The sequence below is a fragment of the Blautia intestinalis genome (assembly GCF_014297355.1).
In the GTDB taxonomy this organism is placed as follows: Bacteria; Bacillota; Clostridia; order Lachnospirales; family Lachnospiraceae; genus Blautia_A; species Blautia_A intestinalis.
Window position 1 is genome coordinate 233,115 of sequence record NZ_JACOQE010000001.1, and the last position, 19,356, is coordinate 252,470.

Sequence of the window (19,356 nt, forward strand, 5' to 3'; positions counted from 1 at the left end):
AAGCCCCGCCCTCTTTTTGGAAAGGGGGCGCCATTTTGGCAGACAATATTTTGGTAATGGATCACATTACAAAAGAGTTCCCCGGTGTCAAAGCTCTGGACAATGTAAATCTTGAAGTCCAGCGAGGAGAGATTCACGCGCTGATCGGTGAAAACGGTGCGGGAAAATCCACACTGATGAACGTTTTAAGTGGTCAGTATCCATATGGAAGTTATACAGGTACCGTTACCTATGAAGGTGAGGAATGTAAGTTCAAAAACTTAAATGACAGTGAAGCAAAAGGTATTGTTATCATTCATCAGGAACTTGCGCTGATTCCGTTGCTTTCTATTGGAGAGAATATGTTTCTCGGAAACGAGATTAAGAATAAAAGAGGCAGCATTGACTGGGACAGAACATACAGTGAAGCAGAAAAACATATGGCACAGGTTGGCCTTCATGAATCTGCACAGACACTGATCAAAGATATCGGAACAGGTAAACAGCAGCTGGTAGAGATCGCAAAGGCATTCTCAAAGAAGGTTAAACTTCTGATCCTTGACGAGCCGACTTCTTCCCTGAATGATGAAGATGCAAAAATGCTTCTTGATCTTCTGATGGAATTTAAGAAAAACGGGCTGACCTCTATCATCATCACACATAAACTGAATGAGATCATCTACTGTGCAGACCGCTGTACGATCATTCGAGATGGTACTACGATCGAGACACTGACAAAAGGTGTGGATGATTTAAGTGAAGACCGCATCATCAAAGGTATGGTTGGCCGTTCCATGGATGACCGTTATCCGTCAAGAAAGCATAAAGTCAGCAACGAAGTTATGCTGGAAGTTAAAAACTGGACGGTTCACCATCCGCTTTATCCGGAAAAAATTGTCGATGACAGTATTTCCTGTAAAGTACATAAAGGAGAGGTTGTCGGTTTCTCAGGATTGCAGGGTGCAGGTCGTACGGAATTTGCAATGTCTGTATTCGGAAAGAGTTACGGAAGCAATATCTCCGGAGAACTTTATATCAAAGGCGAGAAGGTAAATCTCAAAAATCCGCAGGAGGCAATCCGTCACGGACTTTCTTATGTAACAGAAGACCGTAAGACAAACGGACTGATTCTCGGAGAATCCATTCGTTTTAATACAACTCTTGCACGACTTTCCAAAGTCTGTGAAAAAGGCATCATCAACACAGATATGGAAGTGCATATGGCTGATGAGATGACAAAGGAAATGGGAACCAAAACTCCTTCCAATGAGCAGAAGATAGGTAACCTTTCCGGTGGTAACCAGCAGAAGGCACTGCTTGGTAAATGGATGTTTACAGAGCCGGATATCCTTATTCTGGATGAGCCGACGCGAGGTATCGACGTAGGTGCAAAATATGATATTTACTGCCTGATCAACAAAATGGTAGAAGAAGGAAAATCAGTTATCATGATTTCTTCCGAAATGCCGGAACTTCTCGGTATGTGTGACCGTATCTATGTTATGAGTGAGGGCCGTATAGCAGGTGAATTTACTGCAGAAGAGGCAACTCAGGAACGTATCATGGCTTCGATCATGCAGGAGCAGAATAAAAAGTAAGGCGGCTGAATGAAATTTCTACCGGGAAAGGGGTAAGAAAATGAAATTTAATGTAAAAGACTTTTTAAGAAAATATACAATGGTCATTGCACTGGTGATCGTATTTATCCTGTTCTGTGGACTGACAAACGGAAGACTTCTGTATGCACAGAACATGTCAAACTTAATGCTTCAGAATGGTTATGTACTTGTCCTTGCCTGTGGTATGTTGTTATGTATCTTAACAGGTGGTAACATCGACCTTTCTGTAGGTGCTGTTATCTGTCTGGTTGGTGGTCTTGCAGCTGTTATGATCAGCAACAAAGGCATGAACCCATACCTGACAATCCTCATCTGTCTGGTAGTTGGTCTTCTGGTAGGTATATGGCAGGGTTATTGGATCGGTTACAAACGTATTCCTCCATTTATCACAACACTTGCAGGTATGTTCATCTTCCGTGGATTCGGACGTCTGATCCTGGATAACAAGACTGTATCTATTCAGGACAAAGATTTCCTGAAAGTATTTACATCTTATATCAACATTCCTGGACTTGATGATACTGCAAACTATTCCGCACTGATCGTTGGTGTTGTAGTAGCTGTTTATGTAATCTTTAATGTTATTCGTTCCAGAGCAAACAAAGCGAAAAAAGGCTATCGTCAGAATACAGCATTTTCTGATTACAGCAAAGCAGTGATCATTGCAGTTGTTATCCTGTGGTACTGCTACAAACTGTTCCAGTACAAAGGTATCTCCGTTATGTTCATCTGGGTAGTTGCAATCTGCCTGATTTACAGTTTCATTACATCCAAAACAGCATTCGGACGTTATTTCTATGCAATCGGTGGTAATGAGAAAGCTACACAGCTTTCCGGTATTGATACAAACAAAGTTTACTTTATTGCATACGTAAACATGGGACTTCTTGCAGGTCTTGCAGGTCTTCTCTGTGCAGCACGTGTAGGTTCTGTAAACGGTAGTACAGGTACATCCTTTGAGATGGATGCAATCGGTTCCTGTTTCATCGGTGGTGCTTCCGCATACGGCGGCAGCGGTACTGTAGGCGGTGTAGTAATCGGTGCTCTTCTTCTTGGTGTCATCAACATGGGTATGTCAATCATGGGTATCGGTGATTCCTGGCAGTACGTAGTAAAAGGTGCCGTACTTCTGATTGCAGTTGTATTCGATGTATTATCCAACAGAAAGAATGGATAATGAAAATCAGATGAATGTTAAGGGTCATTGCGTGTGGCGCAATGGCCCTTTTGAAGTATCAGAAAAAATGTGATACACTGATAGAAAGAAAAATAATCAGAAAGAATGGAAACTATGAAAAAATCTACACTGACAATCTTTTGCATATTGGCTGGGTGTATCTTTTTTCTCTCGGGGATCTGGATCTATTTTCAGAAAAATCTGGATCGGGTCGAGCTGGGAGAAGGAGAGCGTGCTACAGCCTACCAGCGGCATTATCTGATGATCGCCAACGATAAGGATACCGGCATGTGGCAGTCAGTCTATGAAAGCGCCTCAAAAGAAGCAGAAAGCAAAGATGCATATGTGGAACTGCTCTCTCCGGAACAGATGAATGGATACTCGCAGGCGGATTGCCTTAAGATCGGGATCGCCTCAAAAGTGGATGGAATCATTCTGGAGGCGGACGGAAGTAAAGAAGAACAGCATCTGATCACAGAGGCATTGAAGGATGGAATCCCGGTTGTTACAGTTATGACAGATGATACTGCGACGAGCCGCATCAGCTTTGTCGGACTGAACAGTTATCAGATGGGAAGTGCCTATACAGAACAGATTCAGGGGATGCTGAAAGATAAAGGTTCTACAAGTGTGATGTTTTTATCGACATCCAGCTCAAAAACGCAGGAAACAAATCTTGTTTATTCTCAGGTCAAAAAAGAACTGGAATCCCGGAAAAAAACAGGACAGTCGGTAGATCTGACGGAATACTGTGTGGACAGCAGTGCAGACTTTGATACAGAAGAATTTGTGCGGGATATGTTTGTCAGTGATGAAAGCCTTCCGGATGTGATTGTCTGTATGGATGAGGTTGTAACAGAATGTGTCTGTCAGGCACTGGTAGACTATAATCAGGTTGGTAATGTAAAAGTAATCGGATATTATTATTCTAATGTAACCCTGAATGCGATCGATAAGGGAATTATTTCTTCTGCAATTGCTCTTGATATGGAAGAAATCGGAAGGTACAGTGTCAATGCACTGGACGAATATATATCTTTTGGACATAGCAATAACTATTATAGTGTTGACCAGCATGTGATTACGAAGGACAACACCAGGGAATACAGGACGGAGGATGAGAAATGAAAGATGAAAAAGAATTCTCCGCTGTAAAAAATTCCATACAGACCAGACTGAGTGGTGTTATGCTTCTGGTCCTGATTTTTGCGCTTGGTATCAATGTGTTTATTTTTGCCCAGATCCGTACGGCGGTGGGAAGAATTGATGCGGTTTTTTCCAGCAATACGGCTATAAATGAGCTTTCAGATTCTATTGAACAGGTGGAAAGTACCGTTTATGAATATCTGAATACAAACAGTTCGCAGGCGCTGGAAAATTATTACCGCTATGAACAGAATTACAGGAATCTGCTCGAAGACCTGAATGACCGGAATCTGGATAATGAAGCAAAAATGCTTGAAAAAAACATCCGAAGGATGTCAGAAACTTATCTGGATCAGACAAATGAAACGGTACAGGCAAAGCGAGGCAGAAATGTTGAGAAGTACAAGACCTCCTATGAGGATGAACATAAACTGTATGAATATATCAATTCGTATAGCTATAAGCTGAATAATCTGCGGTTCAAGATGAACTCTGCAAACTATCAGCTCCTTTTATCGGCGATGAATGTATTGTACAAACTGTGTATCGCGGTCATGCTGGTGGTTTATGCACTTGGCCTCGTGGTAACGACACTTCTGGTACGCAACATGATCCGGCCGCTTACCGCACTGTCCAATACGGCACATGAAGTGGCGAAGGGAAATTTAAATGTCCCGCAGCTTCCGGTTGTGGTAGAGGATGAAGTTGGAATTGTAACCCGAAGCTTTAACCAGATGCTGGAAAGCATCCGCCAGAGTATCGATCAGTTGAAAGACAGTATGGAGCGTCAGGCACAGATGAAAGAACGGGAGCTTCTTATGGAAACACATCTTAAAGAAGCACAGCTCAAATATCTGCAGGCACAGATCAACCCGCATTTTCTGTTTAACAGTCTCAATGCAGGAGCGCAGCTTGCCATGATGGGAGATGCGGACAAGACAGGTGTTTTTCTGGAAAAAATGGCAGATTTTTTTCGATATAATGTACGCAAGATGGAAGAAGATGCGATGCTCTGGGAAGAAGTAGAGGCCGTTGATAACTATATTTATATTCTGAATGTCCGTTTTGCGGGAGATATTACCTATATCAAAGAAGTAGATGAAGGAATCGAAAATATTCGTATTCCGAGTATGATTCTTCAGCCACTGGTCGAAAATGCGGTGCAGCATGGCATTCATGACTGTATGGAAACGGGCTGGATCCGGATGTCGATTCATCAGAATGAAGATATGCTGGATATTACGATCAGTGACAATGGCGCCGGAATGACAGAAGAAATGATTGAAAAAGTAATGTCAGGCAGTGCTTCACAGGATAATGAAGATCGTTTTTCTACAGGAATTGCGGTTCGAAATGTAATCGACAGGCTGCAGCTTTATTATAAACAAAAAGAGTTTTTTGCGATTGAAAGTGATGGCCCGGATACCGGAACTACGGTTCATATTATGATTCCTGTTGAAAAAGATGACACGGAGATTCCAAAAGACGGAGAATAGAAATCAGACAACAGAAGGTAAGCAAAAGGGGAAATGAGAGTATGTATCGAATCTTGGTAGCAGATGATGAGGGAATTATGCTGGAAGCATTCAAAAGTGTCATAGCCGGTGCATTTGGAGAGGAATGTGTCGTTGAGACTGCAAAGACCGGAAGGGCAGTTACAGAGATTGCCGAAACTTTCCATCCGGATGTGGTGTTTATGGATATTCATATGCCCGGAATCAACGGTATTCAGGCAATGAGGGAGATACGAAAATTTAATACCACAGCACTGTTTTATGTAGTATCGGCATATGACAAATTTGATTATGCAAAAGAAGCAATCGATCTGGGCGTAGAACGTTATCTGACGAAACCTATACCCAGAGCAAAGATTATTGCGGCTGTAGAGGAGGCAATCGGAAAAGTTGATGCAAAACGAAATCAGAGAAGCAATCTCTTAAAGATTCAGGAAAAACTGGAGACGGTCATTCCGGTTGTGGAGAGCAGTTTTGTCGGAAGCCTGCTTTTTCAGCAGGAAATGCAGGCGGCAGATTATTACCAGCAGCTTCTGGACATTGAAGACAGTCAGGGATATGTCATGATCCTGCAGTTTGGTCAGTCTTATGAGAATGGCAGACTGGTCAGCCCGATCGGTATGAATGTAAAAGCACAGGAATTTTACGGAGAAATTCGGGATATTGTGAAATCTTATTTTTCCTGTGCAGTTGGTTCTATCATGTCCAACCGTATTCCAATCGTTGTTCCGTGTCCGATTTCGGCAAAGCCTTATGAGGAGAGAATCGACCTTGTAGAAAGTTCGAGGAGTCTGATCTCGAAGCTTGAGGGAAGGATTGAGGCAAAATTCCGAATCGGTATCGGAAGGGTGCGGGAAATGCAGGAAATGGAGCGCTCTTACCGTGAGGCACTTCGTGCTTTGAACGGAAGCAAGAGCCGCGTGATACATATTGAAGACCTTTCTCAGAATGGTGTATATGATGAAGAATTTCCGGTAGAAATGGAAAAAAGTATTTTTCGCTATCTGGAAGAAGGGAAAGAAAAGGAATGCGTACAGGAGATGAATGAGTTCTTTGACTGGATGCTGGCGCATTATGCGGAGGACATGAACAACATCCGTCTGAAAGTACTGGAATATATTATCTGGGGCGAAAAGAAAGCATTTGAGGCGGGCGCAGTCAATTATGGATTCAGTTATCGCCGCGACTATCTGGATGTGGCGATGGCCTGCAAAAACTATGAAGAACTCCGTAAATGGTTCCTTGATAAAATGGTCAATGCCTGCCGGGCAATCCGGGATCAGAAGGAAGAACGGTCCAATTCCGTAGCAAAGAAAGCAATGCTGTATATTCAGGAAAACTACAGTAAAGATATTTCACTTGACGATGTTTCAGGCCTTGTGAATATCAGTCCGTATTATTTCAGTAAGATTTTTAAAGAAGAGACCGGTGAAAATTTTATTGAATATCTGACGAAGATCCGTATTGAAAAAGCGAAGGAACTTCTTGTAAAACCGGACATCAGTATCAAGGAAGCCGGAATACGGAGTGGTTATACAGATCCGAACTATTTCAGCAGAATTTTTAAGAAACAGACGGATATGACACCAAGTGAATATAAAACGAGGTATGGGGAATGAAAAGAAAAACGGGTATTTTTCTGATAATTGGAGTGTTGGTGTTGATTCTTCTGACCGGATGCGGAACCGGAACAGAGGAAACTGCCAGTGAGGATTCAAAAGAAGCTGATAAACTTCAGATTGGGCTGAGTTTTGATTCTTTTGTTATTGAGCGATGGCTGCGTGACCGCGATATGTTTGTATCGACAGCACAGGGGCTGGGGGCAGAAGTAAATGTGCAGGTCGCCGGCGGTGTTGTGGATGAGCAGATTTCTCAGATCGAGTATTTTATCCAGAAGAAGAAGGATGTGATCGTAATCATCCCGATTGACGGTGACGCACTGTATGATGTTGTGAAAGAAGCAAAGAGCAAGGGGATTTATGTTATCTGCTATGACAGAATCACACCTAATGTAAATGCAGACCTGTATATCACGATCGACAATGAGATGGTTGGAACGCTGATGGGAGAATCTCTGATCAAAGCCTGCCCTGATGGTGGAAATATCTTTGCCATTTACGGGTCTCCGACTGATAAGAATGTAGAGGAAGTTGAGAAGGGCTTTAAAGAAGCCTTAAAAGACAGTAATCTGGATATAGTTTACAGTGGGTACTGTGATAACTGGCTGGCAGAGCTGGCGGCTACACATGTAAATAAAGGACTGGAGGTTACGGATGATGTTGTCGGGGTTATGTGTGGAAATGATGACCTTGCAAGCCAGGCGGTAAAAGTGCTGTCAGAGAACCGTCTTGCCGGACAGGTGGCTGTTGTAGCACAGGATGCGGACCTTGCAGCATGCCAGCGGATCGTGGAAGGTACCCAGACAATGACGGTGTACAAACCAATCGAGCAGGAAGCTTCAACGGCGGCAGAACTTGCCGTCAGACTCGGAAACGGAGAGGATATCAGTAAGGAAGAAAATGGGATTTCCGTTAATGAGACTTTCAATGACGGTTCGAATGAGATACCGTATTATAAGATCACACCTGTGGCAGTGACCGCGGAGAATCTGGATGAAGTGATCATAGATGGAGGATTCCACACAAGAGAGGATGTATATCTGAATGTGAAGTGAGATTGCAGTCGGTGTATAAATGCGGAACATGGCTGGTATCTCCAGATAGTTTTAGAAATCTGAAAGTGTTAAATGTAAGAAAGTGCGTCTCGTATCTGATCTGTCAGGACGGTTCAAAGATCTGGAAGTACTAAGAGAAGAAAAGCTTACAAAAACGCTCCGAAAAATGACAAACTCGCTATCGCTCAGACAGTGTCATTTTTCGAAGCAATGTAATCTTTTATTCTCTAAGTACTTCGAACAGATCTTTTCAAGTCCTGTAAATCAGATACGAGACGCTTTTACTATGTATTTGAATACTGTTCAGAGGGGAAAACGAGAGTCGGAGAATCAGAAAGTGATAGTCAAAGGAAGACCTGAATTTGCTATGTGGGGGGAGAAGGGGAATACAGTAAAAAAAGAGTATCCTGTCTGGGTTATGCAGGCCTTGAGAAAATTCGAAGATATACTTTGGAAATAAAATACTACTTTGTCCATCAAAATGACACTGTTTGAGCGTAAGCGAGTTTGGCATTTTGATGGACGTTTTTTGTAGGATTTTCTTTCCTTAGTATATCCGAATTTTTGAAACCGCCTGTAGAAATCAGACAGGATACTACTTTTTTGGAACTATATTACTATTCTTCAATACCATCCATGTAAGAATTATAGATTGCAGGATCAATCACTTCCCTGATCGATTCATACACACCTTTTGCTGCTTCACGGATCTCTTTACGTGTTTCGTCAGAGAGTGTGATGATCTGTGTTCCACTTTCTTCGATCGTCGCAATCTTATCTGCGATTCGTGCGTCGGACTGTTCTCTTGCGTACTCTGTGGCAAGCTGTGCAGCCTCCGTCATGATTTCCTGCTCATCCTCTGGAAGGTCTTTAAAGAACTCATCATTGACGATCAGAGAGATCAGATGCGGCAGATGATTCGTCTCTACGACGTAATCCTGCTGCTCGTACAGATTGTTGGAAACAATAACTTCATACGGGTTTTCCTGCGCATCGATCGTGTGCTGCTGCAGACCGATATATACTTCACTGAAACTCATAGGAGTCGGGTTTGCGCCAAGCGCTTTCCAGAATGCCAGATGATAACTGTTTTCCATGGTACGGATCTTCTGACCCTTGAAATCTGCGAAACTGTTGACAGCTTTATTTGTACTCATAACACGGAATCCCTGATCTGCCATACCAAGCAGATGATAACCGCCGTTCGTATAAACATCACTGATCAGACTGTAGAATTCCGGATCATCGATTTTTTTACGGCAGTCATCCAGAGAATCAAACACGCATGGAAGGTCAAAGACTGCCAGATCACTCATGAAAGAAACCTGTGGAGCTGTATTCTGTACGACAAACGGGATATCACCGTCGGAACAGGTCTCCAGAAGGTCACGGTCGCCTCCGAGCGTGGAGTTTGCGTATACCTGAATTTTCATTTTGCCATCACTTAAGTCGGAAACTTCCTCAGCGAATTTTTCTGCAAAAATCTGTGTGACCGTATCTTCCGGGCTTGCAGTTGCCAGTGGCCAGGAATAACGCTGCACTTCCTCATCGGAAGAACCACATCCGGTAAGAACAACGCTTAAGATACCGGCAGCTGCCAGCACCGGAACTACACGGAGGATGCGACGCTTTTTTATGTCTGTAGTAGCTGTAGTAAATTTTTTCATGTCTTTCCTCCTATAAGATTCCAATAGAAATTGCCGGGATGAAGGTGATCAGCAGGAGTGCAACAAGGAAGAATGCGATCATTGGCATGGCTTTCTTTGCAATCTGCATAACCGGAACATCCGTCAGAGAACTTGCAACAAACAGGTTGACACCGATTGGCGGAGTAACAAATCCAATCGCAAGGTTGACAACCATGATAACACCAAACTGGATCGGGTCCATTCCGATGGCTTCTACGATCGGCAGAAGGATCGGTGTGAGAATCAGGATTGCCGGTGTGGTATCCATGACCATGCCGACGATCAGCAGGAATACGTTGATGATCAGCAGGATCGCAACCGGGCTGTGGAAGTTGTTCAGGATAAATTCACTGACAGTCTGTGGTACCTGCATCAGAGTAAGGACTCTGGAGAAGGCGGTAGATGCTGCCAGAATGAAAAGAATCGGTGTAAAGGTACGGATTGCTTCTACAAGGATCGGCCAGATATCACGGATCTTGATACTCTTGTATACAAACAGGCTGATGATCAGTGCGTAGAATACAGAGATAACGGCTGCTTCAGTCGGAGAAGCAACACCGGTATAAATGCATCCGAGGATGATGACCGGACTTAAAAGGGCGAAGAAACTTTCTTTCAGAACCTTCAGAAGACCTTTGTCGTGAAGCATCTGTACTTCGCTGTGAATCTTTTCTTTGTCTTCACCGTAGCGTTTGCAGTGATAGATGGCATAAACCATAAGGAGTGCGCCGATCATCAGTCCCGGGATGATACCTGCAAGGAACAGATCACTGACAGAGGCACCGGAAGCCATACCATACATGATAAACGGAATACTCGGTGGAATGATAACACCGAGACCGCCGGCTACAGCTACGATCGCAGTAGAAAACGTAAGGTCATATCCCAGAGTTGTAAGAATCGGGATCGTCATACTTCCGACTGCGGCAACAGTTGCAGGAGCAGAACCGGAGATCGCACCATAAAAAAGACAGGTGACGATAACGGCACACGGCATACCTGCGGTGAATTTTCCGAGGAAGTATGCAAAAACATCAAACAGTTTTTTGGAAATACCACCTTTTGCCATGATGATACCGGAAAGGACAAACATCGGAACCGCAAGGAGCGGGAAAGAGTCCAGACCGCCGAACATGGCACGGATCAGATATTTGGCACCGACAGTAAAGGACGGATCAAACACGGACGGAAGAACAGCTGTAATCCCAAGAGTGATGGATACCGGAACTGCGATGACCAGTAAGGCTACAAAGATAATAAATAAAACTACGACTGGCATTAGCGTTCCTCCTCATTCGAATTTTTGATGGTATTGATACGGTTGTCGATACCGGATTCCAGCGCATTTTCGCCGAGTGATTCGGCATTTGCCTGGATGAAGGACACGGGAGTATTGCGTTCCGGATGAGCCGGATCAAATACATTTTCGCCGCGTGCAACACGGAACTCGATGACCCAGCGCTGCAGGACACGGAAGGCAACCAGAACAAAGGAGACAAGCGGTGCTGCCTGTACATAATACATCGGAATACCACAAGCAGGTGAAAGCTGTCCACTGTGAACAGAAGACATCATATAAGACCATGCAAATGGAATCATATAGATGAAAAAGATCAGCTCAAAAGTATGGTTGACTACTTTGAATAAAGCTTTACCACGACGGGGAAAAATCGCAACGAACTGCTCGATCTTGATAGAAAGACATTTTTTGCTGCAGTAGCTGACGCTCAAAAATCCACACCAGATAAAGAGGTATCTGGTAAGTTCCTCAGACCAGGACAGGGACATGCCAAGAACATATCTGCAAAAGACCTGAATACCCATGATCAGCGTCATGGCGATCAGGAAAAGAACAAGGATAAATTCTTCGAGGTTCTCGTCCAGCCAGTGAAGTGATTTTTTCATGAAGGACCTCCCTTAAAAATTAAGTATAGATATTTTTATGCGGATAATTGTTTAACGCTTTACAGTTATAAAAAATACCAGTACTTTTATTTTAAATAAAAATACCGGTATTTTCAAGAAGTAATTATAGCTGCATTACATTGCGCTGTGAAGAAGTCCAAGGACTGTATTCAGATCATTTACTCCCATCTGTCCCGGTGCGGATGCTTTCTTTGCAGCACCGAAGGTCATGGAAGAACCGAATACTTCACCGCAGAGACGGCTGATAACGCCGGTACCTGCCATTGACATGGTGATGATCGGTCTGTCTGCATAGTTTGTGGTCATTTCTTCTGTAGCAGCAAGAAGTGTCAGAACGTCTTTTTTATTCTGAGGCATAACTGCAATCTTCGGAATATCAGCGTTCATATCCTGCATCTTGCGGAGACGATAGATGATATCTGCTTTTGCAGGAGTTTTGAAGAAGTCATGGTTGGAAGCGATGACTTTGACTCCGGCTGCGTGAGCACCGTCGATGATTTTTTTTACGATGTCATCTCCGGTAAAGATTTCAACATCAACGAGATCTACATATCCGGTCTGTGCAGCTTTGATGTTCAGTTCAGCATAAGCTTCCGGTTCGATAGCTTTTTCGCCGCCTTCTTTGGAAGTACGGAAAGTCATAAGGAGCGGAATGCTTCCAAGAACCTCGCGAAGGTCTTTCAGAACATCTTCTACTTTTGCAAAATCGAATACACCTTCAAACCAGTCTACACGCCATTCAACAACGTCGATCGGAATAGAATCAAATGTTTTTGCTTCTTCAATGATATCTTCTTTTGTGACACCAACGATCGGAACGATGATCTTCGGTGCGCCTGCACCAATCTCAATGTCACGGATTTTAACTGTATTCATGATGATTTCCTTTCTTTTTGAATTTTCACCCTGATCTTATTTTAGTTGTCTGCTTCAGCAAGAGCAACCATTTTTTTGTAACGGATGTTTACAAAGAGACCAAGTACAACACCTGCTGCAGTAAGTACGATGTTCATGAGCATAACCTGAGAAGGCTGCATTTTGGATGCTGCTGTCAGGATTGTGTAGTTACACAGAGAAGATGCAATCATAACAAGTGCTGTAACAGTTCCTTTGATCTTAGGGAACAACATGTTGCATACGGATGTTGCAATCTGAAGAAGTCCGCCTGCGCCTGCCCATCCGATGATGAATGCACCGGCGATCATCAGTGTCTGGCTCTGGCCTGTAAGAACAACAATCAGAGTTGCAAGGCAGATAACCGGGTAGATAACGATGAAACGAACGTCTTTGATTTTTCTTGTAAGGAGTGCAGTTACTACAAGTGCGATCAGAGTACCTGCAGAGTAGTATGTCTGCATGATGGACGGATCAGCCCAGCCGACATTTTCTTTTGCAAAGTTCTGTGCACAGTTCAGCCATAACTGGAAAGTACCTGTACATGTGAATCCGATCAGGATCATTGCGATGGATTCGAAAGAGAAATGTGTGTGTTTCAGGCTGTCGATAAGTCCTTCTTTTTTGCCGGCTGCTTTCTGGTCAGCATCCGGAAGCGGGAACAGGAATACCAGTACAAAAAGTACGATATAGATAATACCGCATCCGTAGAACAGGCGGTTGTAGGAAGTAAGTCCAGAAGCTGTTGTAGCTACTGTAGCGCCAAGTACGAATGGAAGAAGCATCTGTGCGATTGCGATGAAGAATTTGATTCCCATAGTTGCAACGCCAGGCGCTTTGTAGATGATCTCGGAAACTGCCGGGTAGATACCTGTATCAAGGAAGGAGTTTGCGATACCACCGAGGACTGCACATACATAAGCGATGGTGTAACCACCGTTTGTGCCTGCATTAAATGCAAGTGCAAGACCAATCAGGTAAATTGCATAGGAAGCACTTCCGATTGCTGTGGAAATGCGGCGGCCGAGTTTGTCTGAAAGAGGTCCTGCAAATGGAAGGGCGATCAGACGGCCGAGACCGAGTGCAGCAGAGATTGCTGTGATTGCCATTGCCTCAACGCCCCATGCGCCTGCAAGAGCATCCTTAATAACTGCCTGTCCCAGAATTGAGCATCCAACGCCGTGGATGAAGTAGTTCAAGTACAAAATCAATGCACTTGGCAGATATTTCTTGTTCATGTTGTTCTCCTTTTCTTAAAAAGTGATTTCGGTTTTCTTTGGGTTCAGTCACAAACTTTAGAAATGCCGTGATAAATTGTGTTAAAAAAATAACATTTAACTGTATTTTAACAGGTACAATGCATGTGGTCTAATGCTTTTAAAGGGAAAAACTAATGCATTGAATGCATTGATGGTGGTGTGGTATAATAATCAGAAAAAGGTAATACGGGGAATTGCCGGAATATGGGAGATCGTATACAGGAGGAGAGGAAAATGACACTGAATCAGATTCTGTATTTTCAAAAAGTAGCAAGACTGGAAAACTATCATCAGGCAGCGGAAGAACTCTATATTTCACAGCCGTCTTTGAGCCGTTCCATGGCGGCACTGGAGAGTGAACTCGGCGTATCTCTTTTTGAAAAGAAAGGCAGAGGTGTGACTCTGACAAAAGCGGGACATCTTTTTCTGGAGCATGCAGACCGGATCGCGGGCGACTGCGATGTGGCAGTAGGTAAGATGCAGGAGCTTTCTTCGGATGGCGGAAAGATTGATATCGGTTATATTTTTCCGCTTGCGGGGCATTATATTCCACATAAAGTACGAAAATTTTTAAATAAAGAAGAAAACAAAAATGTGGTGTTTAATTTCTGGCAGAATCATACACCGGCAATTGCCGCGAAGGTGCGTACCGGCGAGCTTGATATCGGATTTGGAGGATATCTCAAGAAAGATGACATGGAATTTTTTCCACTCAGTGCACAGGAGCTTGTCATCATTACACCGAAACAGCATCCACTTGCCGGTATTCGTGAAGTACCGCTTGCAGAGATGAATCATTATCCGGTGATAGGCTATGAGAAGGAATCCTGGATGGGGACTTATGTGAAATATTTATATAAGAAGTATCAGATCAGTCCAAATATGATTGTAGAATGTCCGGATGAATATTCAATCGTGTCACTTGTAAGAGAAAACTTCGGAATTGCACTGATGCCGAGGACGGATATTCTGGAGCAGTCAGAGGGAATCAATATCCACAGGTTGAAGGGAATGGAAATCTATCGTCAGGTATTTATGTTCTGGATGAAAGACCGTTACCGGCTGCCGGCAGTTGAACGTTTCATTGAATATATGAAGACACAGCAGGATGAAGATGCGAATGATACCGAAAACGTATCAAAAATTTATCTGAAAGATATTGTTAATTTTTAATACAAAGAGTTATGATAATTGTGTCACAAACAAAGGATTGCCACTCGAGTTTATGAATGTTATTTGTGAATGTTACTTACTGATAAGGAGATAATTTCATGAAGAGTGAATACCCAAAGATTTTTGAACCGATCACAATTAAAAGAACAACTATCAAAAACCGTATTGCAATGACCCCAATGGGAACCAACTACGGTGAGACAAGCGGTGAGATGAGTAACCGTCATATGAATTATTACTCACTCCGTGCAAAAGGCGGCACAGGTCTTATCATTCTCGAGAATGCAAACATCGAGTATCCGGCAGGATCCAATGGTACAAGCCAGATCCGTATTGATCACGACAGCTTTATGCCGCGCTATTATCAGCTCGTAGAAAACCTTCATAAGAATGGTGCTACAGTCGCAATTCAGGTAAACCATGCCGGTGCTTCCGCATCTTCAGCAAGAACCGGAATGGAAACAGTTTCTTCTTCGAACATCCCGACAAAAGCCGGCGGCGAAACACCGCGTCCGATGACAAAAGAAGAAATCCTTACAACTGTTAAAAAATATGGAGAGGCTGCAAAGCGTGTTCAGGCAATCGGATTTGATGCAATCGAGATTCACTGTGGACATTCCTATCTGATGAGCCAGTTCATATCTCCTTATTATAATAAGAGAACAGACGAGTTCGGCGGTTCCGTAGAAAACCGTCTGCGCTTCCCGCGTATGGTACTTGAAGAAGTACGTAAAAATGTAGGACCGTGGTTCCCGATCATCGTTCGTATCTCTGCAGAAGAGAGAGTACCGGGTGGAAATACTCTGGAAGATACACTGGAATATCTGGAGTATATCGATGAGTTTATTGATATGTACGATGTTTCCTGCGGTCTGAATCCATCTCTTCAGTATCAGATCGACTCCAACTATCTTCCGGATGGATGGAGATCTTATATGGCAAGAGCCGTAAAAGATAAATTTAAGAAACCGGTTATCAATGCAGGTAACTACCGTGATCCTGAAGTTGTCGAGAAAATTCTCGAGAGCGGCGACGTAGATATCGTCGGAATGGGACGTGGTCTTATCGCAGACCCGAACTGGGTAAAAAAAGTAGAAAATGGCGAGGAAGATATTATTCGTAAATGTATCTCATGTAACGTGGGATGTGCCGGAAACCGTATCGGTGTAAATCGTCCGATCCGTTGTACAGTTAACCCGGCTGTACCGGAAGGCGATATTTATAAAGCACTCAAAGTTAACAAAAACTGCAATGTTGTAGTTGTAGGTGGTGGTACAGCGGGGCTGGAAGCTGCATGTACAGCGGCAGAAGTCGGATGCAACGTATTCGTTCTGGAAAAGAAGGATCACCTTGGAGGTCTCTCCACGTTTATTTCAGACCTTCCGAGCAAGACCCGTATGAAAGATTTTCCGAAATATCTGGAAGCACGCGCTGCCAGACTGAAAAATCTTTATGTTTTCCTGAATACAGAAGCAACTGTCGAAAAAGTAAAACAGTTTAAGCCGGACATCGTTGTAAATGCAACCGGTTCTGTACCGCTTGTTCCACCGATCAAAGGTCTCAAAGAAAACATCGAGGCTGGAAACGTGGCTACAATTTTTGATATGATCAACAACCTGAATGCAGGCAAATACCCGGATGAAGCATGCAAGGACAAAAAAGTCGTTGTTGTCGGCGGCGGATCCGTAGGACTTGATGTAATCGAATATTTTGCACCTCGCGGAGCAGAATGTACGATCATTGATATGCTTCCTCAGATTGGTATGCTTGCAGACCCGATCACCAAATGCTCCATGCGTGAAACACATGACAAATATGGCGTGAAGGAATATGTAAACACAGCACTTCAGGAAGTAAAAGAAAATGCATTTACTGTAAAACTTCCGGACGGACAGATTAAGGATATGGAATTCGATCTTGGCTTCAACTGCCTTGGAATGCGTTCCAACAACCCGGTGCTTCCGGAACTTGAAGAAGCATTTAAGGATACAGACACTTATGTATACACCATCGGTGATTCCGTACGTGCCCGCCGTATTATGGAAGGAACCATGGAAGGCCGTGCAATCCTGAACGTGCTGGAATCCCAGGGATACCTGCACTTAGAGCCACTTGAATAAATGATATCAAGGGAGAAAAGGTTCAAATGTCGGTCATGCTTGCATGGCAAGACATTTGAACTTGGATCCCGCTCAAACATGAGAAAGCAGCGATTTTCATAAATATAAAGAAAAGAGGAAAAAATCATGCCAAACGTAACAGGACATACAGAATTAGTAGGATTAATGGCTTACCCGATCCGTCATACACAGTCACCGACAACACACAACCTTGCATACGACAAAAACGGTGATGACGTTATTCAGCTTGCATTCGAAGTAGACAACGATTCCCTGAAAGACGCTGTTCAGAGTATCCGCGCTCTCAAAATGCTCGGCTCCAACATCTCCATGCCAAACAAAACTGTTGTTCATAAATATCTGGACGAAGTTGACGAAGCAGCAAAATTATGTGGTGCGATCAATACAGTTGTAAACATGCGTGATGAAAACGGACAGGTTACCGGAAAGCTTAAAGGCTACAACACTGACGGTATGGGATACTGGCAGGGACTCAAAGAAGAAGGCATTGATTTCAAAGGAATGAAGATGGTTCTGATCGGAACCGGCGGAGCTGCAACTGCAATCGCTGTACGTGGTGCCCTTGACGGAATCGCAGAGATTGAAATCTTCAACATTAAAGATAAATTCTACAGCCGTGGAGAAGAAATCGTTGATCTGATCAACAAAAACACAAACTGCAAGGCTACTATGAATGATCTTGCAGATCATGATCTCCTCAAAGAAAAAATGCACGCAGCAGATCTTTTCTGTGATGCAACAGGTGTAGGTATGCACCCACTGGAAGACCTTTCCAACATCCCGGATACTTCTTTCTTCAAGAAAGATCTGATCGTAACAGATACTGTTTATGCACCACGCGAAACTGTTATGATGAAACAGGCAAAAGAAGCCGGATGCGAAAAAGTTTACAATGGTATGAGCATGATGCTGTTTCAGGCATTGATTGCCATCAAACTTTACACAGGAAAAGACACACCGGTAGATTACATGAAAGAAAAACTTGGAATCTAAGTAATCTCAGATTCTGAACATATTTTTGAAGACTCTCCCTTGAGTCGTGAAAATCCATAAGGACTGCGCACTGACATGAAGCCGGTGCGCGGTTTTTTTCTGCCATGAAGGAAAAACGGACAAAATATATTGTTATATGAATGAAAATATGGCATATTATCTGTAAAAGAAGTGGATGGTAATCTGAATAATAGGAGAATTCAAATGATAAAACTTATCGTCAGTGATGTAGACGGTACTCTGGTAAAGGATGGAACGCTGGAAATCAATCCGGAGTATATGGATGTTATAAAGAAACTGAGAAAAAAGGAAATTTACTTTGCAGTATGCTCCGGCAGACAGTACAGCAGTGAAAGTCAGCTTTTTGCACCGGTAAAGGACCAGATTTTTTTTGTATCAGATGGTGGGACGCTGATTCGTACCTCAGAAAAAATACTGAAAATCCATACACTGCCGGACGAGATCTGGAAGAACATGGCCAGAATGGTTAAGACAGAGCTGCCGGAATGTGATTATTTTATTTCGGGACCAGACAGATGCTTTGCAGAAGATTCCAAAAGCAAGATGTTCCGCTGGCTCAGGGATTCCTATGGATATGATATCCGTGAGGTTCAGGATATGATGCATCTTGAAGGTGAGCAGATCATGAAGATCGCAGTGTATCATCAGGAACGATGCGAAGAATTGTGTGCACCGGTTTTTACACCATACTGGAAAGACAAGATAAATCTTGCAGCGGCCGGAAAAGAATGGATGGACGGAACACCGCTCGGAGCCGACAAACGAAGTGCAGTGGCTTTTCTTCAGAAATATCTGGGGATATCGCCGGAAGAAACCTGCGCCTTTGGGGATAACATCAATGATATCGCGATGCTGAAAGATTCCGGATTCAGCTATGCAGTGGCAAATGCCAGAGAAGAAGTGCGCATGGCAGCAAAAGCCGTATGCCCGTCTTATGCAGAAGACGGTGTGTTGAGTGTATTGAAAACGTTGCTGTAAGCAACTGCCGGATAAATTTTAAGGGAATGTAATTTTGTGCCAAATGCCAAAAATCTGTCATAACGAAACATGATAAAACGCAGCCTTGCTTTATCACTTTAAATCGTGTATAATAAACCACATGTACAGGCGAGAGGAAATCGCCCAATTTTTACACGCGGAAAGGAAAATGGA

Annotated in this window: 15 protein-coding genes; 10 read left to right on the forward strand and 5 right to left on the reverse strand. The window is 43.4% G+C overall.

Features of this window, described 5'->3' with window-relative positions:
* The first annotated feature begins 35 nt into the window (after positions 1-35).
* From H8Z79_RS01015 to H8Z79_RS01040, 6 genes are all read left to right on the forward strand, one after another.
* A complete protein-coding gene (locus H8Z79_RS01015; protein WP_117942533.1) occupies positions 36-1,577 on the forward strand; it encodes a sugar ABC transporter ATP-binding protein in 1,542 nt (513 codons plus the stop codon).
* Positions 1,578-1,617: 40 nt separating this feature from the next.
* Positions 1,618-2,775 (forward strand): ABC transporter permease subunit, encoded by a 1,158-nt coding sequence (locus H8Z79_RS01020; protein ID WP_015541922.1) that lies wholly within the window; start codon positions 1,618-1,620, stop codon positions 2,773-2,775.
* Between the two features lie 114 nt (positions 2,776-2,889).
* Positions 2,890-3,903 carry a substrate-binding domain-containing protein gene (locus tag H8Z79_RS01025; RefSeq protein ID WP_118039353.1) on the forward strand — a complete coding sequence of 338 codons (1,014 nt, stop codon included), beginning with the start codon at positions 2,890-2,892 and terminating at the stop codon, positions 3,901-3,903.
* Positions 3,900-5,417, forward strand: coding sequence for a sensor histidine kinase (locus tag H8Z79_RS01030; protein ID WP_118039354.1), 1,518 nt, complete (start codon positions 3,900-3,902; stop codon positions 5,415-5,417). The genes H8Z79_RS01025 and H8Z79_RS01030 overlap by 4 nt, the downstream gene beginning before the upstream one ends.
* A 41-nt stretch (positions 5,418-5,458) precedes the next feature.
* The gene (locus H8Z79_RS01035; RefSeq protein WP_118039355.1) at positions 5,459-7,054 is read left to right on the forward strand and encodes a response regulator; all 1,596 of its coding nucleotides are present in this window, start codon (positions 5,459-5,461) and stop codon (positions 7,052-7,054) included.
* Positions 7,051-8,109 carry a substrate-binding domain-containing protein gene (locus H8Z79_RS01040; RefSeq protein WP_187002658.1) on the forward strand — a complete coding sequence of 353 codons (1,059 nt, stop codon included), beginning with the start codon at positions 7,051-7,053 and terminating at the stop codon, positions 8,107-8,109. Before H8Z79_RS01035 ends, H8Z79_RS01040 begins: the two co-directional genes overlap by 4 nt.
* A 617-nt stretch (positions 8,110-8,726) precedes the next feature.
* Here the strand turns inward: H8Z79_RS01040 and H8Z79_RS01045 are convergent.
* The 5 genes from H8Z79_RS01045 to H8Z79_RS01065 form a co-directional block, all read right to left on the reverse strand.
* A complete protein-coding gene (locus H8Z79_RS01045; RefSeq protein WP_118039358.1) occupies positions 8,727-9,776 on the reverse strand; it encodes a TRAP transporter substrate-binding protein in 1,050 nt (349 codons plus the stop codon).
* Between the two features lie 10 nt (positions 9,777-9,786).
* Entirely contained in the window at positions 9,787-11,076 is a 1,290-nt protein-coding gene (locus H8Z79_RS01050) for a TRAP transporter large permease (RefSeq protein WP_118039359.1), read from the reverse strand.
* A complete protein-coding gene (locus H8Z79_RS01055) occupies positions 11,076-11,702 on the reverse strand; it encodes a TRAP transporter small permease (protein ID WP_015541930.1) in 627 nt (208 codons plus the stop codon). Before H8Z79_RS01055 ends, H8Z79_RS01050 begins: the two co-directional genes overlap by 1 nt.
* Before the next feature lie 135 nt (positions 11,703-11,837).
* Positions 11,838-12,599, reverse strand: a complete 762-nt coding sequence (gene aroD / locus H8Z79_RS01060; protein WP_015541931.1) for a type I 3-dehydroquinate dehydratase — start codon at positions 12,597-12,599, stop codon at positions 11,838-11,840.
* 41 nt (positions 12,600-12,640) lie between these two features.
* Positions 12,641-13,855: an MFS transporter gene (locus H8Z79_RS01065; RefSeq protein ID WP_015541932.1), complete on the reverse strand. Its 1,215-nt coding sequence runs from the start codon at positions 13,853-13,855 to the stop codon at positions 12,641-12,643.
* A 255-nt stretch (positions 13,856-14,110) separates the two neighbouring features.
* On the opposite strand from H8Z79_RS01065, the gene H8Z79_RS01070 reads away from it, so the two are divergent.
* The 4 genes from H8Z79_RS01070 to H8Z79_RS01085 all read left to right on the forward strand — a co-directional run bounded on the left by H8Z79_RS01070 (position 14,111) and on the right by H8Z79_RS01085 (position 19,182).
* Positions 14,111-15,049 carry a LysR family transcriptional regulator gene (locus H8Z79_RS01070; protein WP_015541934.1) on the forward strand — a complete coding sequence of 313 codons (939 nt, stop codon included), beginning with the start codon at positions 14,111-14,113 and terminating at the stop codon, positions 15,047-15,049.
* A gap of 98 nt (positions 15,050-15,147) precedes the next feature.
* Positions 15,148-17,169, forward strand: coding sequence for an oxidoreductase (locus H8Z79_RS01075; RefSeq protein WP_118039360.1), 2,022 nt, complete (start codon positions 15,148-15,150; stop codon positions 17,167-17,169).
* A gap of 123 nt (positions 17,170-17,292) precedes the next feature.
* Positions 17,293-18,183 carry a quinate/shikimate dehydrogenase gene (locus H8Z79_RS01080; protein WP_334290851.1) on the forward strand — a complete coding sequence of 297 codons (891 nt, stop codon included), beginning with the start codon at positions 17,293-17,295 and terminating at the stop codon, positions 18,181-18,183.
* Positions 18,184-18,387: 204 nt separating this feature from the next.
* Positions 18,388-19,182, forward strand: a complete 795-nt coding sequence (locus H8Z79_RS01085) for a Cof-type HAD-IIB family hydrolase (protein WP_118039361.1) — start codon at positions 18,388-18,390, stop codon at positions 19,180-19,182.
* The last annotated feature ends 174 nt before the right edge of the window (positions 19,183-19,356 follow it).